Annotated in this window: 18 protein-coding genes and 1 pseudogene; 12 read left to right on the top strand and 7 right to left on the bottom strand. The window is 63.9% G+C overall.

Translation table 11 applies throughout. The features are described 5' to 3' along the window. Positions 1-43: 43 nt before the first annotated feature. The gene (locus NL532_RS27555; RefSeq protein WP_023686966.1) at positions 44-532 is read right to left on the bottom strand and encodes an Lrp/AsnC family transcriptional regulator; all 489 of its coding nucleotides are present in this window, start codon (positions 530-532) and stop codon (positions 44-46) included. 82 nt (positions 533-614) lie between these two features. Here NL532_RS27555 and ehuR point away from each other — a divergent pair, with 82 nt between their 5' ends. From ehuR to doeB, 10 genes are all read left to right on the top strand, one after another. Next, positions 615-2,000 (top strand): MocR-like ectoine utilization transcription factor EhuR, encoded by a 1,386-nt coding sequence (gene ehuR / locus NL532_RS27550; RefSeq protein ID WP_023682676.1) that lies wholly within the window; start codon positions 615-617, stop codon positions 1,998-2,000. 124 nt (positions 2,001-2,124) lie between these two features. Continuing rightward, positions 2,125-2,910 carry an ectoine/hydroxyectoine ABC transporter ATP-binding protein EhuA gene (gene ehuA, locus NL532_RS27545; RefSeq protein WP_023682675.1) on the top strand — a complete coding sequence of 262 codons (786 nt, stop codon included), beginning with the start codon at positions 2,125-2,127 and terminating at the stop codon, positions 2,908-2,910. 63 nt (positions 2,911-2,973) lie between these two features. Then, complete coding sequence (gene ehuB, locus NL532_RS27540; protein ID WP_023682674.1) at positions 2,974-3,825, top strand: ectoine/hydroxyectoine ABC transporter substrate-binding protein EhuB; 852 nt, start codon at positions 2,974-2,976, stop codon at positions 3,823-3,825. Positions 3,826-4,030: 205 nt separating this feature from the next. Continuing rightward, complete coding sequence (gene ehuC / locus NL532_RS27535) at positions 4,031-4,690, top strand: ectoine/hydroxyectoine ABC transporter permease subunit EhuC (RefSeq protein WP_023667875.1); 660 nt, start codon at positions 4,031-4,033, stop codon at positions 4,688-4,690. Further along, entirely contained in the window at positions 4,690-5,349 is a 660-nt protein-coding gene (gene ehuD, locus NL532_RS27530) for an ectoine/hydroxyectoine ABC transporter permease subunit EhuD (RefSeq protein WP_023686970.1), read from the top strand. Before ehuC ends, ehuD begins: the two co-directional genes overlap by 1 nt. Positions 5,350-5,356: 7 nt before the next feature. Then, a complete protein-coding gene (gene eutA / locus NL532_RS27525; RefSeq protein WP_023753987.1) occupies positions 5,357-6,136 on the top strand; it encodes an ectoine utilization protein EutA in 780 nt (259 codons plus the stop codon). 5 nt (positions 6,137-6,141) lie between these two features. Then, positions 6,142-7,128 carry a hydroxyectoine utilization dehydratase EutB gene (eutB, locus tag NL532_RS27520; RefSeq protein WP_023753988.1) on the top strand — a complete coding sequence of 329 codons (987 nt, stop codon included), beginning with the start codon at positions 6,142-6,144 and terminating at the stop codon, positions 7,126-7,128. A 231-nt stretch (positions 7,129-7,359) separates the two neighbouring features. Further along, positions 7,360-8,352 carry a cyclodeaminase gene (locus NL532_RS27515; protein ID WP_023827982.1) on the top strand — a complete coding sequence of 331 codons (993 nt, stop codon included), beginning with the start codon at positions 7,360-7,362 and terminating at the stop codon, positions 8,350-8,352. Between the two features lie 129 nt (positions 8,353-8,481). Continuing rightward, positions 8,482-9,660: an ectoine hydrolase DoeA gene (doeA, locus tag NL532_RS27510; RefSeq protein WP_023667880.1), complete on the top strand. Its 1,179-nt coding sequence runs from the start codon at positions 8,482-8,484 to the stop codon at positions 9,658-9,660. Positions 9,661-9,665: 5 nt separating this feature from the next. Beyond that, positions 9,666-10,670, top strand: coding sequence for a N(2)-acetyl-L-2,4-diaminobutanoate deacetylase DoeB (gene doeB / locus NL532_RS27505; protein WP_023667881.1), 1,005 nt, complete (start codon positions 9,666-9,668; stop codon positions 10,668-10,670). A gap of 25 nt (positions 10,671-10,695) precedes the next feature. On the opposite strand, the gene NL532_RS27500 is transcribed toward doeB, so the two are convergent. Together NL532_RS27500 and NL532_RS27495 are read right to left on the bottom strand one after the other, a co-directional pair. Beyond that, a complete protein-coding gene (locus NL532_RS27500; protein ID WP_023827983.1) occupies positions 10,696-12,192 on the bottom strand; it encodes an aldehyde dehydrogenase family protein in 1,497 nt (498 codons plus the stop codon). Positions 12,193-12,724: 532 nt separating this feature from the next. Next, positions 12,725-14,242, bottom strand: a complete 1,518-nt coding sequence (locus NL532_RS27495) for a winged helix-turn-helix domain-containing tetratricopeptide repeat protein (protein WP_031193231.1) — start codon at positions 14,240-14,242, stop codon at positions 12,725-12,727. 255 nt (positions 14,243-14,497) lie between these two features. Here NL532_RS27495 and NL532_RS27490 point away from each other — a divergent pair, with 255 nt between their 5' ends. Together NL532_RS27490 and NL532_RS27485 are read left to right on the top strand one after the other, a co-directional pair. After that, positions 14,498-14,725, top strand: coding sequence for a DUF1127 domain-containing protein (locus tag NL532_RS27490; RefSeq protein WP_023692229.1), 228 nt, complete (start codon positions 14,498-14,500; stop codon positions 14,723-14,725). Positions 14,726-14,827: 102 nt separating this feature from the next. Continuing rightward, positions 14,828-16,008 (top strand): annotated as a pseudogene (locus NL532_RS27485) (MFS transporter). Here the strand turns inward: NL532_RS27485 and NL532_RS27480 are convergent. From NL532_RS27480 to NL532_RS27465, 4 genes are all read right to left on the bottom strand, one after another. Beyond that, entirely contained in the window at positions 15,999-16,133 is a 135-nt protein-coding gene (locus NL532_RS27480) for a hypothetical protein (RefSeq protein WP_023804413.1), read from the bottom strand. The pseudogene NL532_RS27485 and the gene NL532_RS27480 sit on opposite strands and share 10 nt — an antisense overlap. Before the next feature lie 215 nt (positions 16,134-16,348). After that, complete coding sequence (locus NL532_RS27475; RefSeq protein ID WP_023667887.1) at positions 16,349-16,513, bottom strand: DUF3309 family protein; 165 nt, start codon at positions 16,511-16,513, stop codon at positions 16,349-16,351. A 361-nt stretch (positions 16,514-16,874) separates the two neighbouring features. Next, complete coding sequence (locus tag NL532_RS27470) at positions 16,875-18,761, bottom strand: ABC transporter ATP-binding protein (RefSeq protein WP_023818565.1); 1,887 nt, start codon at positions 18,759-18,761, stop codon at positions 16,875-16,877. Then, positions 18,761-20,593 carry an ABC transporter ATP-binding protein gene (locus NL532_RS27465; protein WP_245263069.1) on the bottom strand — a complete coding sequence of 611 codons (1,833 nt, stop codon included), beginning with the start codon at positions 20,591-20,593 and terminating at the stop codon, positions 18,761-18,763. The genes NL532_RS27470 and NL532_RS27465 overlap by 1 nt, the downstream gene beginning before the upstream one ends. Between the last annotated feature and the right edge of the window lie 202 nt (positions 20,594-20,795).

The raw sequence follows: 20,795 nt of genomic DNA, 5'->3' as shown, positions 1-20,795 counted from the left end.
GACTCTCTCTATTGTGCCGTCCCGACAGACATTCTCTCCGGGCTTATGCCGACGCCGGCAGCAGGTCGGCTATCGGCAGCACGATTTCGTCCTTCACCGTCTTGGTGACGATGTAGGTGAAGTAGCGGTCGATGCCGATCTCGCGCTCCAGCAGGTCGTCGACCAGCCGCTGATAGGCGTCGATGTCGCGCGTCATCACCTTGACCACATAGTCGACGCCGCCGCCCACCGACCAGCAGGCGACGATTTCGGGGATGTCGCGGATGACGCGTTCGAAGCGGTCGAAATCGGCCTGGCGATGGCTGGCCAGCGTCACCTCCATCAACACGGTGGCGACCGGCGCCACCACGCGCATGGCGATCCTGGCGTGGTAGCCCGAGACGATGCCTGCCTTCTCCAGCTTGCGCAGCCGCATCCAGCACGGCGTCGGCGACAGCCCGACCTGTTCGGCCAGCGCCAGCTTGGTGATGCGCCCGTCGCGCTGGATGGCGTCGAGTATCCTGAGGTCGACCGCGTCGAGTTTCGATGTCATCGGCGTCCGCTTTTTGTCGGCATCACCATGACGGCGCATTATTTCGATTGTCAATTGCACTGATTTCGATCTCTATTAAGTCATGACATCATGGCAACCCGACCCTGCGCTCATCCGTCGGCCAGCCTATCAAACGCTGGCCGACCAGTTCGCCCGCGCCATTCATGACGGGCGGCTGGCCAACGGCGCGCGGCTTCCAACGCATCGAAGGCTGGCAGACGATTTAAAACTGTCGGTGCAGACGGTCAGCCGCGCCTACGAAGAACTGATCCGGCGCGGCCTGATTTCGGGCGAGATCGGCCGTGGCAGCTTTGTCCAGACGCAGCGCCGCGACCCGGAGCCGCCCTATCTGCCGGAGCGCCTCGGCGAGGTCATCGATCTGTCAATCCTGAAGCCGGTCTGCGAGCCGATGCATTTGGAGCGGCTGAAGCAGGCGCTGGGCTGGCTGGCCGAAAACCTGCCATCCAGTTCGGCGTTGTCGTTCCGGCCCAACATGGTGTTCCCGCGTCACCGCGCGGTGGCTGTCGAATGGCTGAAACTGTGTGGGCTCGACACCTCCGCACAGAATATCAGCCTGACCAATGGCGCGACCGCCGGGATGACCGTGGCGCTGATGAGCGTTGCGCCGCCGGGATCGACTGTCGCCACCGAGGCCATCGGCCACCACACGCTGGTGCCGCTGGCGCGCTATCTCGGCTTCAACCTGGAAGGCCTGCCGATCGACGGCAATGGCCTGATCCCGGAGGCGTTGGACGAGGTCTGCCGGCTCACCGACATTCGCGCGGTATTCGTGCAACCGTCGGTGATCAACCCGACGGCGACGCTGATGGACGCTCGGCGGCGCGAAGAGATCGCCGCGGTCGCGCGCAAGCACGACATCGCCATCATCGAGAACGATGTGCTGGGTCCGCTGATCGAGGACCGGCCGCCGCCGGTCGCCGCCTTTGCGCCGGAGCGCACGCTCTACGTCACTTCCTTCACCAAGATCACCGTACCTGGCCTGCGCATCGGCTATCTCGCGGCGCCCGACCGCTATGTCGCCGCCGTTGCCAACCGGCATCTGGTGTCGAACTGGATGGCGACGCCGCTGGTGGCCGAGATCGCCACCAAATGGGTGACCGACGGCACGGCGATGGAACTCGTTCGCTGGCAGCGCGCGGCATTGCGCCGCCGCCAGGACATCGCAGCCGAGGTGCTGGGCGGGGTTGGTTATCGCGCCAGGCGCGACGGGCTGCATGTCTGGTTGCAACTGCCCGCGGACCGTGCCGAGGAAAGCTTCGTCGCCCAGGCCCGCCTGCAAGGCGTGGCGATCGCGCCCGGCACCTCCTTCCGCATCTCGGATGCGCCCTGGCATCCGGCGGTGCGCATCTCGCTCGGCTCGACCACCGAGGGGGAACTGCGCGCCGGCCTCGGCGTTGTCACCAAGTTGCTGCTTGGCGATCCGGAGCATCTGCTGCTCGCAATCTAAGCGGGAATTGCTCTGGAATCATGCAGTGCCGGAAATATTGTCATGATTTTATTTTCCCAATTGACATGATTTGGCGCGTTCCGCATCGTTAAGGGCACAGGCTTCTCCAGCAGGGGAAATTCATTTGTCCTCACCCATCATCAAGGTCGACGCCATTTCGAAGAGCTTCGGCTCGTTCAAGGTACTGGACGGCCTGTCGATGCAGGTCATGCCCGGCGAGAAGCTGGCGCTGATCGGCCCGTCCGGCTCGGGCAAGACGACGATCCTGCGAATCCTGATGACGCTGGAGAAGATCGACGGCGGCCATATCCAGATCGATGGCGAGCAGCTCTATCACATGGAGCGCAACGGCCAGCTGCTGCCCGCCGACGAGCGGCACCTGACCAAGATGCGGCAGAAGATCGGCATGGTCTTCCAGCTGTTCAATCTGTTTCCGCACAAATGCGTCATGGATAACGTCACGCTGGCGCCGATGCTGACCAAGGGCACGCCTCGCGCCGCCGCTGAAAAGCGGGCCATGGAACTGCTCGACATGGTCGGCATGGCCGACAAGGCGAAGTCGATGCCGGCGCAGCTGTCCGGCGGCCAGAAGCAGCGCGTGGCGATTGCCCGTGCGCTGGCATTGTCGCCGAAGATCATGCTGTTCGACGAGGTGACGTCGGCCCTCGATCCGGAGCTGGTCGAGGAGGTGATGAATGTCATGCGCAAGCTCGCCGCAGAGACCGACATGACCATGCTGCTGGTCACCCACGAGATGGGCTTTGCCCACGACTTCGCCGACCGCGTGCTGTTCTTCGACCGCGGCAAGATCGTCGAAGAGGGCAAACCAGACGAGATTTTCCGCCATCCAAAGCAGGAGCGCACGCAAGGCTTCCTGAAGAAGATCATCGCGGCCGGACATCGTGTCTGACCGCTTTGCGGGGCGGAAGACCGCCCCAGACAAAACCAAGAAGACAACAAGGAGTTGGGAACAATGAAGAAACTTGGCATTCTGGCCGGCGTCGCCGGTCTCGCACTGACGGCGGTGCTCGCCGCGTCGAGCACCGGTTCGGCCGATGACAGCAAGCTCGAGCAATTGAAGGCGCAGGGCTTTGCCCGCGTCGCGATCGCCAACGAGCCGCCCTATACGGCGGTCGCCGCCGACGGCAAAGTTTCGGGTGCGGCGCCCGACGTGGCGCGCGAGGTCTTCAAGCGTCTCGGTGTTGCCGACATCGTCGCTTCGATCTCCGAATATGGCGCGATGATCCCCGGCCTGCAGGCCGGCCGCTTCGACGTCGTCACCGCCGGCCTGTTCATGAAGCCGGAGCGTTGCGCGGCGGTCGTCTATTCCGAGCCGGTGCTGTGCGACGCCGAGGCGATGCTGGTGAAGAAGGGCAATCCGAAGGGCTTCAAGAGCTACGAGGACGTCGCCAAGGACACGTCAGCCACCATTGGCGCGCCCGGTGGCGGCACCGAGGAGAAGCTGGCGCTCAACGCCGGCGTGCCGCGCGAGCGCGTCATCGTCGTGCCGGACGGCCAGAGCGGCCTGAAGATGCTGCAGGACGGTCGCATCGATGCCTATTCGCTTCCCGTCCTGTCGATCAACGACCTCGTCAAGAAAGCCAACGATCCGAACCTCGAAGTCATCGCCCCGGTGGTCGGCGCGCCGGTCTATTGCGACGGCGCCGCCTTCAAGAAAGGCGATGAGGCCCTGCGCGACGCCTTCGATGTCGAGCTCGCCAAGCTGAAGAAATCCGGCGAGTTCGCCAAGATCATCGAGCCCTACGGCTTCTCGGCCGCAGCCGCGATGTCGACCACGCGGGACAAGCTCTGCGCGGCGAAATAGCGCCGTTTTGCCTTCTCCCCGTTCACGGGGAGAAGGTGGCCCGAAGGGCCGGATGAGGGGCGGCGCCAGGTTCTGAGAATTTAGCGCTGCCCCTCATCTGCCTGCCCGTCCTCCGCAGCAGCTGCGCTGCAGCTTCGGAGGGTGGACTGGCATCTTCTCTCCGTGAACGGGGAGAAGGAAGCTAACCGCCAACGTTGGAACCCGAATGACCCAGTGGTCCGGCTACCTCGGCCTGATATTGCAGGGAGCGCTTGTCACCATCGAGCTGACGCTGATGGGGTCGGTGCTCGCCCTGATCATGGCCTTCCTCGCCGGCATGGGCCGCGTGTCGCGCTTCTTCGCGCTGCGTTGGCTTGCAACCGCCTATATAGAATTCTTCCGCGGCACCTCGATCTTCGTGCAGCTGTTCTTTGCCTATTTCGTGTTGCCGTTGATCGGCCTCGAACTGACCCCGCTGCAGGCGGGTGTGCTGGCGCTGGGCCTCAATGTCGGCGCCTATGCGGCCGAGGTGGTACGCGGCGCCATCCAGTCGGTCGGCCGCGAACAATATGAAGCCTGCATCGCGCTCAACCTCGGCCGCTGGCAAGGTATGCGCCATGTCATCCTGCCGCAGGCGCTGCTGGTCATGCTGCCGACCTTCGGCAACAACGCCATCGAGCTGCTCAAGGCGACCTCCGTGGTGTCGCTGATCTCGCTCGCCGATCTCACCTTTCAGGCGCAGGTCGTGCGCTCGCAGACCGGCAACACGCTGGCGCCGTTCACCACCATCCTGATCATCTATTTCGCCCTGGCGCTGATCATCTCCTGGGGCGTGCGTTCATTGGAACGCCGCATGGCGCGCGGCCTCGACGGGGTGCGCGTCTGATGGATTGGGACTGGAACTTCGTCTGGGAGATCCTGCCGACGCTGATCCAGGGCGTGAAGATCACCATCCTGGCAACGCTGCTCGGCTCCGTGCTGGCCGCTATCGTGGGTCTGGGCATCGCGCTGGCGCGACGCTCGCCCAACAAGGTCCTGTCGCGCACCGTCGGCTGGGCGGCCGAATTCATCCGCGGCACGCCACTTCTGGTGCAACTTTATTTCATCTTCTATGTCCTGCCGGATTTCGGCATCCTGTTGCCGCCGCTGGTCGCCGGCGTCATCGGGCTCGGCCTGCACTACGGCACCTACACGGCGGAAGTCTATCGCGCCGGCATCGACAACGTGCCGCGCGGCCAGTGGGAGGCGGCCAAGGCCTGCAATCTGAGCGCCACGCAGACCTGGACCAACATCATCATTCCGCAAGCGATCCCACCGATGATCCCGGCGCTGGCCAATTATTTCATCGCCATGTTCAAGGAGACACCGCTGCTATCGGCAATCACCGTGCTGGAGCTGATGAACCAGGCAAAGAGCGTCGCCAACACCTACTATCGCTACATTGAGCCGATCACGCTGGTCGGCGCTTTCTTCCTCGTCATCAGCCTCTTCTCGGTCGTGCTGCTGCGCTGGCTGGAACATCGCTACGGCAAGATCGAAAGGTAATTCTGAGATGAAACCGCTGCCCGAGATCAGGCTGATGCCGACAAGGCCGGCGCTCGATGCGCGCCCGCTGGAAAAGCGCGTCGGCCTGATCATCCTTGCCACCGACCACACCAGCGAACCGGATTTCCGCCGCATGGTGGCGAGCGAGCGGGTCGGCGTCTATGTCGCGCGCATTCCCTACAAGAATCCGACGACGCCGGAAAACCTTCGCAAGATGCAGCCCGAGCTGGCGGCGGGTGCGGCGTTGATCCTGCCCGACGAAAACCTCGACGCGATCTGCTACTCCTGCACCTCGGCCTCGGTAGTGATTGGCGACGCTGAAATCGAGGCCGCGATCCAGTCTGCCAAATCAGGGGTTCCTGTGGTCACGCCGCCCATGGCAGGCGTCCGCGGGCTGAAGGCGCTGGGTGCCAAGAAGATCAGCATCCTCACCCCTTACACGGTAGAAACCTCCAGACCGATGGCGACGTATTTCGCCGAGCGCGGCTTTGAGATCGTCAGCTTCACCTGCCTCGGCTTCGAGGACGATCGCGAGATGGCGCGCATTGCGCCGGCAGCGATCGCCGACCTGGCTCGTGAGGCGACGAATGCGCAGGCCGATGCACTGTTCGTGTCCTGCACCGCATTGCGCGGAGCGCTCGCGGTTCCCGGGATGGAACAGGCGATCGACCGCCCGGTCGTCACCAGCAATCAGGCCAGCGCCTGGAATTGTTTGCGGTTGTGTGGCGACGGGACGTCGCATCCCGAATTTGGCCGTCTGATGACGCTGCCTTTGCCGCGCGATTGACGATCATGACGACAGTCACCCTTAACGATATTCGTGCCGCCCGGGAGCGAATTGCCGGCAAAATCGAACGCACGCCGACAGGGTTATCTCACAGCCTTTCCGAACGACTGGGCATCCCCGTCCACCTCAAGCTTGAACACCGCCAGACCACCGGCAGCTTCAAGCTGCGCGGCGCCTCGAATGCCATTGCTTCGCTGAGCGCCGAGGAGAAGGCGCGCGGCGTGGTCGCGGCGTCGACCGGCAATCATGGCCGTGCGCTGGCCCATGCCGCGAAGCTCGAAGGCATGCGTGCGGTGATCTGCATGTCGCGACTGGTGCCGGGCAACAAGCTCGACGAAATCCGTCGGCTTGGCGCGGATGTCCGCATCATCGGCAACAGTCAGGACGAGGCGCAGCAGGAGGTCGAACGGCTGGTGGCGCAGGAGGGACTGGTGATGCTGCCGCCCTTCGACCACCCGGCCATCATCGCCGGGCAAGGCACGCTCGGACTGGAGATGATCGAGCAGGTCCCGGATGCCGCTCTCGTCCTGGTGCAACTCTCCGGTGGTGGACTCGCCTCGGGCATCGCCGCCGCCGTCAAGGGCGTCAGCCCCGGGACAAAAATCATCGGCGTTTCGATGGCGCGTGGTGCTGCGATGAAGGCGAGCCTGGATGCCGGTCGCCCGGTCGAGGTGGAAGAACTGCCGACGCTGGCGGATTCGCTCGGCGGCGGCATCGGTCTCGGCAACCGGCTGACCTTCGCCATGTGCCGCGATCTGCTCGACGACGTCATCCTGCTCAGCGAGGACGAGATCGCCGCCGGCATCCGCCATGCCTATGAACAGGAGCGCGAGATCGTCGAAGGCGCCGGCGCGGTCGGCATCGCCGCGCTGCTTGCCGGGAAGGTCAAGGCGACCGGGCCGGTGGTCGTTCTTCTCTCGGGCCGCAATATCGACATGAACACGCATCGCAAGATCGTCTGCGGTGACGCAATCGCGGAGCGCGCGGCATGAAAACTCTCCCACGCCGAATTCCCGCCCACCCCCTCTGTCCTGCCGGACATCTCCCCCGCAAGGGGGGAGATCGGCAGCTTCGATGCGGTCGCTGTTCTTGCTGCGCTGGAGATTGGCGAAGGCAGGAGTGCAGTCCAATCTCCCCCCTTGCGGGGGAGATGGCCGGCAGGACAGAGGGGGGTGTGAAGGAACACTATCCTTCGCAGTGCGCGCCTTCGCGGAGCGCATCGCATGAGCCGGATGACGATCCTCACCGAGAAGGAACTGCGCACAATCGTGCCGCTCGATCTCGACGCGGTCGCCTGCGTCGAAAACGCTTTCCGCGCGCTCGCCACATTGCCGGTGGCGATGCCGCCGATCCTGCGGTTGGACATTCACGAGCAGCGCGGCGAGGTCGATGTGAAGTCGGCCTATGTGCCTGGAATAGACGGTTTCGCCGTTAAGATAAGCTCCGGCTTCTTCGACAATCCGAAGCTCGGTCTGCCCAGCGGGGGCGGCATGATGGTGTTGCTCTCGGCAAGAACCGGTGTGGTCGAGGCGCTGCTGCTGGACAATGGCTATCTCACAGATGTCCGCACCGCTGCTGCCGGCGCCGTCGCGGCGAAGCATCTGTCGCGGCCGGATTCGTCCGTCGCCGCAATCTTCGGCGCCGGCGTGCAAGCCGGGCTGCAACTCGAAGCGCTCATGTTGGTGCGGCCGATCGCCGAGGCACGCATCTGGGCGCGCGATGCGGTCAAGGCGGAGACGGCCGCAGGCGCGCTGCGCGAAAAGCTCGGCATTCTCGTGCGCGCCGAGCCGGATGCAGCCAAAGCAACCATCGGCGCCGACATCATCGTCACCACCACGCCGTCGACCGAGCCGCTGATCAAGGCCGGCTTTGTCGTTGCCGGGCAGCACATCACCGCCATGGGCTCGGATGCCGAACACAAGAACGAGATCGCGCCGGCGATCCTGCGCATGGCGGATCTCTATGTCGCCGACAGCGCCAAGCAGACACGGCGTCTGGGAGAACTGCATCACGCCATCGCATCGGGCGTGATGGGAGCCGATGCCGCGGTCACCGAACTCGGCCAGATCATCGCCGGCGAACGGCACGGAAGGCGCTCACCCAGCGACATCACCATCGCCGACCTCACCGGCACCGGCGTGCAGGATACGGCGATCGCCACGCTCGCTCGCAACCGGGCGCGGGCGGCCAATGCCGGAACCATTTTTGAAAGCTGATGCTGGCCAAAGCGTGATCCGGAAGTGGAACCCGGTTTTTCCCAGAGATCACGTTCAAACAAGAACGACGAGCCTGTTTCCAACAAAGTTGAAACAGGCTCCAGGCCCAACAAACGAGGACCAAGAACAATGCAGCCGAACCTAAAATTCTCGCGTGGCGAATTTGCGGATCGCCTCGCCAAGACGCGAAAAGCCATGGAGGGGAAAGGCGTCGATCTGCTTGTTATCAGCGACCCATCCAACATGGCCTGGCTGACCGGCTATGATGGCTGGTCGTTCTATGTGCATCAGGCGGTGATCGTGCCACCATCGGGCGAGCCGGTCTGGTACGGTCGCGGCCAGGATGCCAATGGCGCCAAGCGCACCGCCTATCTCGCGCATGACAACATCGTCGGCTATGCCGACCACTACGTGCAGTCGACCGAGCGCCACCCGATGGATTTTTTGGCCAGAGTGCTCAGTGATCGCGGCTGGGGCAAGCTGACCATCGGCGTCGAGATGGACAATTACTGGTTCTCGGCTGCCGCCTTCGCCGCGTTGCAGAAGCACCTGCCCAACGCCCGCTTCGTCGACGCGACAGCGCTGGTCAATTGGCAGCGCGCGGTGAAGAGCCCGACTGAAATCGACTATATGCGCAAGGCGGCCCGCATCGTCGAAGCCATGCACCAGCGCATCGTCGACAAGATCCAGGTCGGCATGCGCAAATGCGATCTGGTCGCCGAGATCTACGATGCCGGCACGCGCGGTGTCGATGGCGTCGGCGGCGACTATCCGGCGATCGTGCCGCTGCTGCCGTCGGGCGCCGACGCCTCGGCGCCGCATCTCACCTGGGACGACCAGCCGATGAAGTCGGGCGAGGGCACCTTCTTCGAGATCGCCGGCTGCTACAACCGCTACCATTGCCCGCTGTCGCGCACCGTCTTTCTCGGCAAGCCGACACAGGAATTCCTCGATGCCGAGAAGGCGACACTGGAAGGCATGGAGGCGGGGCTGGCGGCGGCAAAGCCCGGCAATGCCTGTGAGGACATCGCCAACGCCTTTTTCGCCGTGTTGAAGAAATATGGCATCGTCAAGGACAACCGCACCGGCTATTCCATCGGCCTATCCTATCCGCCGGATTGGGGCGAACGCACCATGAGCCTGCGCCCCGGCGACCGCACCGAACTCAAGCCCGGCATGACCTTCCATTTCATGACCGGCCTGTGGCTGGAGACGATGGGACTGGAAATCACCGAATCCATCCTGATCACCGAAACCGGTGTAGAGTGCCTCGCCAATGTACCGCGCAAACTGGTGGTGAAGAATTGAGCCCGATGCCTAGCCTCCGCCCATCTCCGATCGCGCCGACCGTCGATTTCGACAAGGACGGCGTGCAACATGGTTTCCTGCGCCTGCCCTACAGCCGCGACGACTCGGCCTGGGGCTCGGTGATGATCCCGATCTGCGTCATCCGCAACGGCAAGGGGCCGGCCGCGCTGCTCACCGGCGGCAACCATGGCGACGAGTATGAGGGGCCGCTGGCGCTCTACGATCTTGCCCGCACGCTCGATCCCAAACAGGTCAGCGGCACGGTGATCATTGTGCCGGCGATGAACTATCCGGCCTTCCGCGCCGGCACGCGGACGTCGCCGATCGACAAGGGCAATATGAACCGCAGCTTTCCCGGCCGCCCCGACGGCACGGTGACCGAGAAGATCGCCGACTACTTTCAACGCGAACTGCTGCCGCGCGCCGACCTCGTCTTCGATTTCCACTCCGGCGGCAGGACGCTGGATTTCGTGCCCTTCTGTGCCGCGCACACGGTGCCCGACAAGGCACTGGAGCAGAAAGCCTTCGACGCGGTCGCCGCATTCGCGGCTCCGTTCTCCATGCGCATGATCGAGATCGACTCCGTCGGCATGTACGACACGGCGGCGGAGGAAATGGGCAAGGTCTTCGTCAGCACCGAGCTTGGCGGCGGCGGCACCTCGCGCGCACAGACGGTGCGGATTGCGCGGCGCGGCATCAGCAATGTGCTGCGTCATGCCGGCATTGTCGCCGGTGCAGTAGAGAAGAGCCCGACGCAGTGGCTCGACATGCCGTCGGGCGATTGCTTCTCCTTCGCCGAGGACGACGGCATGATCGAAACCATGGTCGATCTCGGCGAGCCTGTGAAAGAAGGCTCGGTGCTGGGGCGCATCCATTCCACCGGCCGCACCGGCATCGCTCCGCAGGAAATCCGGGCAAAAATGTCCGGCATTCTGGCCGCGCGGCATTTCCCCGGCCTGGTCAAAGCCGGTGACTGCGCCGCCGTCCTGGCCGTTGTGGTTTCATCGTGATTTCGCAGAGTACGCCGCGCGAATATCAGTCGGTCTGGATCCAGACCGACTTGGTCTCCAGATACTCGTGCAGATGTTCGATGCCGCCCTCGCGGCCATAACCCGACATCTTCATGCCGCCGAACGGCACCGCCGGGTCGATGGCATGGTACATGTTGACCCAGACCGAGCCGGCCTTGACCCGGCGCGCAAGCTTGTGCGCGGTGCCCAGATGCGTGGTGAAGATGCCGGCGGCCAGGCCATAGGGCGTCGCATTGGCACGCGCCACCGCTTCGTCGAGCGTGTCGAAGGGCATCGCCGAAATGACCGGGCCGAAAATCTCCTCGCGCGCGATGGTCATCTGGTCCGACACGGCGCGGAAGACCGTCGGCGCAATGAAGTTGCCGCCATCGTAGAGCTCGCCGGTCAGCCGCGAGCCACCGGCGACCAGTTCGGCGCCTTCGTCGCTGCCGGCCCTGATATAGCCCTCCACCTTGCCTGCCTGCCTGGCATTGATGAGCGGTCCGATTTCCGTCTCTGCCTCGATGCCATGGCCGATCCGCAGTCTGCCCGCGAAATCGGCGAGCCGGCGGACGAACTCGTCATGGATTTCGCGCGCCACGAACAGCCGCGAGCCGGCAATGCAGATCTGGCCCGAATGCACGAACACCGCCATCGCCGCGATCGGAACAGCCTTGTCGATGTCGGCGTCGCGGCAGACGATGATCGGCGACTTGCCGCCGAGTTCCAGCGAAACGCGTTTGAGGTTGGCCACGGCTGCCCGCGCAATGGCCTGGCCGGTCAGCGTCGATCCGGTGAAAACGATCTTGTTGACGTCTGGATGTTCGGCGAGCCGCGCACCGGCTTCGGCCCCGGTGCCGGTGACGACGTTGACGACGCCGTCGGGCACGCCGGCTTCCTGCATCAGTTGCGCGATCAGCAGCGGCGTCAGCGACGCATCCTCGGACGGTTTCAGCACGATGGTGCAGCCCGTCGCCAGCGCCGGCGCGATCTTCCAGATCGAGGCGGCGGTCGGCGCGTTCCAGGGAATGATCGCACCAACGACGCCCACCGGCTCGCGCCGGGTGAAGGTGACGATCTCGCCGGGAATCGAATTGTCGATCGTCTCGCCATGCAGCGCCGTCGCCATGCCGGCATAGAAGCGCAGCATGCCGATGACGCGGCGCCGGTTAGCGAGCGTGCGCGTGATCGGCAGCCCCATATCCAGCGTGTCGGAAACGCTGAGCTCTTCCCAATGCGTCTCGAAGAGATCGGCGATCCTGAGCAGCACGCACTGCCGCTCGTAGGGCGAGAATTTGGACCATGGGCCTTCGAAGGCCGCGCGCGCGGCGGCCACCGCCGAGTCGATATCGGCAGCCCCGCCGCGCGGCACTGTCGCCAGCACCTCGCCTGTTGCCGGATTGAGTGCCTGCATGCCGTGGCCGGACTGCGCCGCGACCCACTTGCCGCCAATGAACATCGGTCGGAATTCGCCATGGTACAACGCCGTGGCCTTCGCCTTCGGGTCGAAGTTCAGCGTCATCTTTTCCTCCTCGCAATTCCGTGGCGACTATTACTCCCGCCGCCAACCTCAAACAAGGAAAGCTAAAGGGCGCTCAGATAATCAGGTTGTGCGCGTGACTTCCGATCACGCGAGCAACAAGAAACAGACAGCCGCTAGAGCATGATCCCGAAAAGTGGGAACCGGCTTTCGGAAAAGATCGTGCTTCGACAAATGGCATCTAGAAAAATCATCGCGAGTTGTCGGAGCGCGTCGCTAAAAGCTCAATGAGGCAAGCCGATCATTGCCCACGGCGACCGTGATGCCGGCATTGCAGACGAGAGCGCAACAGGCAGTCGCCAGCCGCCACCCAGCGCTCACCCGTGGCCGGATCGATCGTGGCCGTTCCAGCCGGCTTCACCGTGACAGAGGTTTCGCGCGCCGCTTCGCTGCAATCGCTGTTGGATGGCTGCTCGCGGAAGCAAGATCGGTCGAGCGGCCTCGCGACGTGCAAACATTGGCAGGATTGATCCGCAACCGACGGTGCCTGGCATCGATCGAGCACGCCGGTCCGTCACTCCGGAAGGCCGGCCTTTCGGAAGCCATCGACGAAATGGTCGAGCGTGGCAGTGTCGCGGAACGGCTCCGTCTCGACCCAGTGGCGGGTGGTGAAATGTGGGTTCGCGACAAGGAACAAGTCGACCTCGGCGCGCGCCTCGTCGATCCGGCCGAGTTGCGCAAGGCTTGCCGCAAGGAAACGGCGCGAGCTTGTCCGATACGTCTCGTCCCGGCGCGTCGTCTCGACCGCGGCTTCATAGTCGCGCGCCGCATATTGCGCCTGGCCGAGCGTCAGGTAGTACCAGCTTGCCGGAAACGGGTTCAGCCGGAACGCCTTGCTGATATAGTCGAGGCCGTCCTCGACGCGCCCGGCCAGGATCGCGATGTCGGACAATGTCGCCCAGGCATCGGCCTCGTTCGGGTCGAGTTCGAACGCCTTGGCAAATCCCACATCCGCCTCGTCGAATCTGCGCTCATAGGCAAGCAGGTTGGCAAGCACCCAGTGGCAGCCGGCATCGTTGGGATCGATCGCCACAGCCTTGCGCGCCAGTTCCAGGGCAAGGCCGCGGGCAGGCTCAATGGGCTCTCCCCAATGCACCCATCCCATCCAGTGGTTCATGGCAAGCCAGCGATAGGCTTCGGCATAGTCCGGATCGAGCGCAAGCGCGCGCGTCAGCAACAGATGCGCTTCGCGCGCCGTCTCCGGCGAGACGTCGATCAGGTTGCGGGCTCGCACGCACAGATCATAGGCCTCGAGATTTCGGGGCCGGTTGCGCGGCAGCGGCGCGCGCAGCCGGCCCAGCAGCGCCTCGACGATCTTGGCCGTCACCTCGTCCTGAACGGCAAAAATATCTTCCAGGCCGCGATCGAAGCGGTCTGCCCACAAATGCTCGCCGCTCAGCGCGTCGACCAGCTGGGCGTTGATGCGCACGCGCCCGGCGGCGCGTCTGGCGCTGCCCTCCAAGAGATAGCGCACGCCAAGTTCCCTGGCGACCTCGCGCACATCCACCGCCTTGCCCTTGTAGGCAAAGGTCGAGTTGCGCGCGATGACGAATAGGCCGCCGATCCTCGACAGGTCGGTGATCAGGTCTTCGGTCAACCCGTCGGCGAAGGCTTCCTGCTCGGGGTCGTTGCTGAAATTGGCAAAGGGCAGCACGGCTATCGACGGTTTGGCGGGCAGCGGCAAAGCCTGTCGCTTCTCGTCGCCGAGCTGTTCGATGGCGCCGGCGAAGCGATAGCCGACGCGCGGAACGGTCGATATCCATTCTCCGCCGTTCGTGGCCGGACCCAGCAGCTTGCGCAATTGCGCAATCTGGACGGTGAGGTTGCCTTCCTCAACGGCGGTGCCTGGCCATGCCGCATCCATCAACTCGGCCTTGGCCACGATCTCGCCGGGCCGGGCGACGAGCGCCGCCAGCAGCTGCAGTCCGCGGTGGCCGGCGGCGACGGGAACTTGGTCCCGAAGGAGCGTTCCCGCACCCGGATCAAGCACGAACGGACCAAAGGCAAAGCGCGATCCCTGCATAACGCGCATCTATAGAGCAATTCCAGGAAAGGTGTGAAGGCGGTTTTCCCACGGGAAAGCGCGGCGGAGCGCTTCACGGACGTATGGCGTCAAAACAAAGAGTTGAGCACCTCGCCGTTTCCATGAAACGGCGAGGTGCTCTAGCCGGTTTGGAACTTTTGAGAACTATTTGGCCGGGCTTAATTACGGCGCCGTCCGCATGCGGCAGAATTCAACCTCTTTCAAGCAGAGGGCTGTCGCCCCTCAAACCGAATGGAGGTTGCCATGAACGATACCCTTGCTTCTGCTCGTGCAGCCTTGCCGGAAAAGGCGGTGTCATCGGGCCGGCGTCCGACAGGCCCGCGGGGCATGATCGCGGCCTGGCGCGAGCGGATACGCTTTCGCTGGGACCTCAAGCAGATGGCGGAGGCCAATCCGCACCTGATCGACGATATCGGTCTGACCAGACGCCAGGTCGAGGCCGAAATCGTCAAACGCTTCTGGCAAGTGTGAGCTGATGTCGCGGATAACACCCGACCGCCTGTTTGGGCGTGCCGCGGCACTTTGCCGGCATTTGCCCTTGCCGGAACGTGCCGATCCTGCTTCGAAGTCGGCATGAGCGCCGAAGACGCGACGTCACCGCCGGAGAACCACATCGCATGGGCCGCGATGGCCGGCATCATCGCGACAGTTACGGTGTTCGCCATAGCACAGGGGCTGACGTATCCGCTGCTCAGCTTCATCCTGGAACGGCAAGGGACGACACCGGGCCTTATCGGCCTCTCGGCCGCGATGACGCCTCTGGGTTTCATTATATCGTCGCTCTTCACGCCGGCGCTGGTCCGGCGGGTGGGCGCGGCGCGCTTTGCGGTTGTGTGTTCGATCCTGGCAGCAACCGTCCTGATCGCGATTGCCTGGACGCAGGATGTATGGGCCTGGATGCCGTTGCGCTTCCTGCTCGGCTTCTTTGCCAATCCGCTTTACGTGATCAGTGAAACCTGGCTGGTCTCGATCACACCCGCCGCACGCCGAGGCCGCATCATGGGCCTATACTCCTCCATCGTTTCCGCCGGCTTTGGCCTCGGCCCGCTGTCGCTAGGCTTGGTCGGCACGCAAGGATGGCCACCCTTCATCATCGGCAGCGCGGCCTTCCTTGTCTGCGGCCTGATCGTGCTTGCCGTCGCGCCGCGCCTGCCCGACATGCCGCGTGAGGGCGAAGCGGTGTCGGTCGGCGGCTTCTTCGCGCTGGCGCCGCTGCTCTTGTTCGCAGTCTTCACGGCTGCCGCCTTCGAGCAAGTCCTGCTTTCGCTGTTCGCGGTCTATGGTGCCGCGCTCGGCAGCACTGAGCAGCGCATCGCTTCGCTCATCACCTGTTTCATCGCCGGCAATGCCGTGCTGCAGGTCGTGCTTGGGCGCGCCGCCGAACGGTTTGGCTCGAAGCCGATGATGCTGTTCTGTGTCCTGGCTTGCCTGGCCGGTTGCCTGCTGTTGCCGTTGCTCTTCGCTACGTGGCTTATCTGGCCGCTCTTCTTCGTCTGGGGCGGGGTCTCGTTCGGGATCTACACGCTGTCGCTGATCCAGCTCGGCGAGCGTTTCACCGGTCAAGCCTTGATCGCCGGCAATGCCGCCTTCGCGTTCGTATGGGGGTAGGCGGCATCGTCGGCTCACCCGTGGCCGGGCTGGCGATGCAACTGACCGGACATCAGGGACTGCCATCGTCGCTTGGCCTGCTGTGCTGCGTGCTGGTGGTGTTTCTGCTGGCGGAGTTACGGCGGGTTGACCGCGTTCAGGCGTAAGGCGTGCCTGCCATTGCGGCCTTCAGGCCGATGCTGCCCTTGTCGACAAGAGCGAGAAAGGCCGAACCCGCCTCGTCGCCGTCCTGGGTTCCTCGAAGCGTCCGATCCGCCTCGATGAACGCCACGGCCGCCAGGCGGGTGTCGGGGTCTGCAGCTTACGCCCGCCGCCTTCGGATCGTGCCACCATTAGGATATCCCAGCTCGTCGCGTTCGCTCTCGCTCGCGCCGAGGCCGGCCCAGTGTTTCCGGACCAGCAATGTCTTCAGCTGCCATGTCTTCAAACCTCGATGTCAGGCGAAAACGCGGCCGCCGTAGAACTCGGCGGCCGCCAATGGCGACGCTATATTCGCCCGAGAACAACCAGAATGATCACGATGATCAGCACCAGCCCGAGGCCACCGCCGCCATAGTAACCAGTGCCGTAGAAGGGGCCGCCGCCGAGGCCGCTGAAGCCGCCGAGCAACGCGATGATCAGGATGATAATAAGAATGGTACCCAGGCCCATATGCCGTCTCCTTCGCTGCCGCGCCGTTCACGGCGCGGCTCGAAGAACTAAACTCCCAGCAAGCCTTCCTGTTCCCCGGCGATTTTCATCCGACGGCTAAGGAACGAAAGCCATCATGACGGCGTTTGCTGAGGTTCAGGCGCAAGCTGCGCGTGCATCGCGCCAGGCGGCGCGTAGAATTCAGAATTTACGCGGGATTGCCCTTTAGGCGGCCGGCCGCTCCTCCACCTGAACGCGCGGCAGGCTTGACGCCGGGCTTACGCTGGAAGGCGAGCTGAAACGTGTCGTCATCTGAAGCCGAATTGGTCGACGACGAGTTTTGGCCCCGCACCATTCCCAGTCGAGCTGAACCGGCAGCAGCTCACGTCGCCTTGCCGGCCGGCGCGCCTATGTCTTCCTCGGCAATATCGTCGAACGATGCGTAGTTCATGTTGTAGAGCCTGGCATAGAGGCCCTTGGCCGCCATCAGCTGCTCGTGATTTCCGCTCTCGACGATCTCGCCGTTCTGTAGAACGATGATGCGATCGGCGCCGCGTATGGTCGCCAGCCGGTGCGCGATGACCAGCCCGGTGCGGCCTTCCAGCAGCGTGACCAGCGCTTTCTGGATCAGCATCTCGGTGTAGGAATCGATGCTCGCCGTGGCCTCGTCGAGCACCAGGATCTTGGCGTCGGCGACCAGCGCCCGGGCGAAACTGATCAGCTGGCGCTGGCCGAGGGACAGATTGCCGCCGCGCTGTTCGAGCTCGGTGTCGTAGCCATCGGGCAAATGCTCGATGAAGTCGTGCGCGCCGACGGCCTGCGCGGCGCGCACAACCTCTTCGCGGGTAGCCGATGTCTTGTGGTAGCGGATGTTCTCCAGCACCGTGCCGGAAAACAGGAATGGCTCCTGCAACACCATCGCCACCTGGTCGCCGAGCGAATCCTGCGTCACGTCGCGCACGTCGTGGCCGCCGACCCGCACCTCGCCCGACCAGACATCATAGAAGCGGTGCACCAGCGCCATGCAGCTCGACTTGCCCGAACCGGTCGGGCCGACAAGCGCAACCGTCTCGCCCGGATTGACGCGGAAGGAGATGTTTTTCAGCACCGGCTGGTTCTGCCGGTAGCCGAAGGTGACGTTCCTGAACTCGACCGAACCGTCCATGTCGCGCGTCAGCGCCACCGCGCCTTGTTTGTCGCTAACGTCGACCGGCACGTCCAGCACTTCGGAGATGCGTTGGCCCGACGCCATGGCGCGCTGCATGACACTGTACTGCATGGTGAGCGAGCGGATCGGGTCGAAGAAGCGCTGGATGTAGAACAGGAACGCCACCATGACGCCGATGTCGAGGCTGTGCGACAGCACCATCGAACCGCCGACGACGATGACCGTCGCCATCGCAATGCCGGTCAGCGTGTCGACGATCGGCACCATCACCTGCGCATATTTGGCCGAGGTCAGGTGAGCCCTGAGATTGGCCAGCACCTTCTCGTCATAGAGGTCGAAATTGACGTGCTGGCGTTCGAGACTCTGCACAGTGCGCACGCCATGGATGCCTTCCGCCAGCGCGCCATTGGCGATCGAGTTGGTCTCATGCGCGGCCATGAAGGCGACCTTGGCGCGCGGCAGCCAGAACAGGCGCACGATGAACAGCGCCGGCATGGTCGACAGCGTCAGCAGACCGAGCCGGAAATCGAGCCACAACAGAACGCTCACGATGCCGAACAGCAGCACGATGTCGCCCACCGACATGACCGACGTCTCGAGGAATTCCTGCATGGAATTGACGTCGCCCTGCAGGCGCGACATCAGCCGTCCCACTTCGGTCTTGTCCATGAAGCTCAGCGAGACGCGCTGCAGATGGCTGAACATGGCGCGGCGCAAATCCGACAGCACATTCTCGGCCACCTTGCCGACGACACTTTCCTGGACATAGCTGGCGCCATAGTTGATCAGGATGATCAGAGCGAAGGCGCCGATCGCCCAGTTCATGACGGAGCTGTCGGCCTTGCCAGCGGCCATGCCGTGGTCGATGGCGTAACGGATGACCAGCGGGATCGCCAATTGCGTCAGCGTGAACACCAGCACGGCGGCAACCGAGATGAAGATCCGGCCCTGATACGGTTTCACGAAGCTCCAGATGCGGCGCACGATACGCGGATCGTAGACCTTGCCGAAGACCTCTTCCTCGTCGCGGTGCGAACCGACGACGGCCCTGGTGGGCCGCCGGCTGGTGTCTTCCTTCTGGTCGTCGTTCTGTGTCGACATCATGCGGCTCCCACCGCCACCGGCAAATCGTCGTCCGGCCGCAGCTGCAGGTCGTAAAGCGCGCGGTAGCGTCCACCCAGCGCCAGCAATTCCTGGTGCATGCCGCGCTCGGCGATGCGGCCATTCTCGACGAACAGGATCTGGTCGGCATGCATCAGCGAGCTCAGCCGGTGCGAGATGATCAGCGTCACGCGGTCCTTGGCGAAGCGCTTCATCGCGGTGCGGATTCGCTGCTCGGTGCCGGCGTCGACAGCCGCGGTGGAATCGTCGAAGACCAGCACCGAAGGCCGCAGCATCAGGGTGCGGGCGATGGTCAGGCGCTGCCGCTGGCCGCCGGAAAGCGATGAGCCGCGCTCGCCCACGACCGTGGTGTAGCCGGCCGGAAGCCCGATGATGTAATTGTGCAACTGGGCGTATTCAGCCGCCTGCCCGATGCGGGTCTCGCGCGCCCACGGATTTCCATAGGCGATGTTGTTTTCGATCGAGGTGGTGAACAGGAAGGCGTCCTGCTGCACGACGCCGACCGCCTTGCGCAACGATTGCAGCGTGACCTCGCGTATATCCTGCCCGTCGATGGTGATCGCGCCTGACGTCACATCGTAGAAGCGCGGGATCAGATGCGCGATGGTCGACTTGCCGCTGCCCGGCGGGCCGACAATGCCGACGGTCTCGCCGGACCGGGCCTCGAAGGAAATGCCCGACAGTGCCGGCCGGCCGCCGGCGCCCGCGTAGCGGAAGCCGACATTGTCGAAGCGCAGCAAGCCTTCGGTGACCACGAGATCCTTGGCATCAGGCGCATCCTCGATGTCAAGTTCGGCGTCAAGCAGTTCGAACAGCCTTGTGCCGCAGGTCGAGGCGCGGGCGAACGAGTTGACCATCAGCCCGAGCTGGCGCACCGGCATCTGCAGGATGGTCATGAAGGTGAGGAACTGCGCCAGCGTGCCGACGCTGATCTGGCCCGCGATCACCTTCTGGCCACCGAACCACAGCACCAGGCCCATGGCCGCCAGGAAGGAAAAATTCATGGCGCTGGTGTTAGAGACGCGGATGTCGACGCGCTGGTCGGCAAGCTCCAGCGCCGACTTCTTGGCGCGGTCGAATTTTTCCAGCTCATGCCGCTGCGCCGCAAAGGCGCGCACGACGCGGATTCCGCCGAGGTTCTCGTCCATCACCCGGCTCAGCACTGACAGCCGCTCCTGCAGCGTCAGCCAGGTGCTGCGCAGCCTGAGCTGTGTGACCGAGGAGCGCCAGGCGACGAACGGCACGAAACTCAGACTGAGCAGCCCGAGCTCGAGATCGGTGCTGATCAGGAGATAGGAGCCGACGCCGATCAGCACGCCGAGCAGCACCACGCGCAATATGCCGGTGGAAAAGAACATGCGCACGCCGTCGAGGTCGAGCAGGCCAAGCGTAATCAGGTCGCCGGTATGCACCCGGTCATGGAAGGAGAAGCTCAGCCGCTGGATCTTCTCGTAGAAGGCCAGGCGCAGCTCATAGCCGGTGCGGTGGCCAACGGCCTCGCCATAATAATTCTGCGCCATGGTGAAGAGGCCGCGCAGAATGCTGACGACGAGCAAGGTGATCGCCGTCGTCCACAGCGCCTGCTCAGCCGCCGCGCCGCCGCCTCCAGCCATCACGCCTTGCGCCTGGTCGATGGCGTGGCCCAGCAGGCGCGGGATGAACAGCTGCAGCGTCGCGGCGATGAAGGTCGAGGCGATGGTGATCGCAACCTGCCAGGGATGGCGCAACGTCATGCGCAGGATGCGCAGCAGCGTGCTGAGGCCCTTGCCCCAGGACGCCTCCGCCACATGGGCAAACGATTTGCCGCGCATCGCTGCGCCGCGGGTTGCATCCATTGCCAAGGAAAATACCCAATCCGATCCGGACATTAGCCCAGACGAATGAAAACAGACTCAGTTTCAGATACCGCGATGGTACGCCTCGATTTTGACCGTTCAAGGGCCAATGGCGGTATCGCACTGTGCCTGAAAGGGGCTGATCGTCCGCGACCGCTTAAGCACGTGTCGGCGTTAG

Origin of the sequence: Mesorhizobium sp. C120A, from assembly GCF_030323105.1 — a bacterium.
Lineage (GTDB): Bacteria > Pseudomonadota > Alphaproteobacteria > Rhizobiales > Rhizobiaceae > Mesorhizobium.
The sequence above is the reverse complement of the archived record's forward strand: the minus strand, read 5'-3'. Positions and strand labels throughout refer to the sequence as shown.

Coding starts and splice junctions, on each gene's coding strand:
- NL532_RS27555 (WP_023686966.1), bottom strand. CDS start 532: ATGACATCGAAACTCGACGCGGTCGACCTCAGGATACTCGACGCCATC.
- ehuR (WP_023682676.1), top strand. CDS start 615: ATGACATCATGGCAACCCGACCCTGCGCTCATCCGTCGGCCAGCCTAT.
- ehuB (WP_023682674.1), top strand. CDS start 2,974: ATGAAGAAACTTGGCATTCTGGCCGGCGTCGCCGGTCTCGCACTGACG.
- ehuC (WP_023667875.1), top strand. CDS start 4,031: ATGACCCAGTGGTCCGGCTACCTCGGCCTGATATTGCAGGGAGCGCTT.
- ehuD (WP_023686970.1), top strand. CDS start 4,690: ATGGATTGGGACTGGAACTTCGTCTGGGAGATCCTGCCGACGCTGATC.
- eutA (WP_023753987.1), top strand. CDS start 5,357: ATGAAACCGCTGCCCGAGATCAGGCTGATGCCGACAAGGCCGGCGCTC.
- eutB (WP_023753988.1), top strand. CDS start 6,142: ATGACGACAGTCACCCTTAACGATATTCGTGCCGCCCGGGAGCGAATT.
- NL532_RS27515 (WP_023827982.1), top strand. CDS start 7,360: ATGAGCCGGATGACGATCCTCACCGAGAAGGAACTGCGCACAATCGTG.
- doeA (WP_023667880.1), top strand. CDS start 8,482: ATGCAGCCGAACCTAAAATTCTCGCGTGGCGAATTTGCGGATCGCCTC.
- doeB (WP_023667881.1), top strand. CDS start 9,666: ATGCCTAGCCTCCGCCCATCTCCGATCGCGCCGACCGTCGATTTCGAC.
- NL532_RS27500 (WP_023827983.1), bottom strand. CDS start 12,192: ATGACGCTGAACTTCGACCCGAAGGCGAAGGCCACGGCGTTGTACCAT.
- NL532_RS27495 (WP_031193231.1), bottom strand. CDS start 14,242: ATGCGCGTTATGCAGGGATCGCGCTTTGCCTTTGGTCCGTTCGTGCTT.
- NL532_RS27490 (WP_023692229.1), top strand. CDS start 14,498: ATGAACGATACCCTTGCTTCTGCTCGTGCAGCCTTGCCGGAAAAGGCG.
- NL532_RS27475 (WP_023667887.1), bottom strand. CDS start 16,513: ATGGGCCTGGGTACCATTCTTATTATCATCCTGATCATCGCGTTGCTC.
- NL532_RS27470 (WP_023818565.1), bottom strand. CDS start 18,761: ATGTCGACACAGAACGACGACCAGAAGGAAGACACCAGCCGGCGGCCC.
- NL532_RS27465 (WP_245263069.1), bottom strand. CDS start 20,593: ATGCGCGGCAAATCGTTTGCCCATGTGGCGGAGGCGTCCTGGGGCAAG.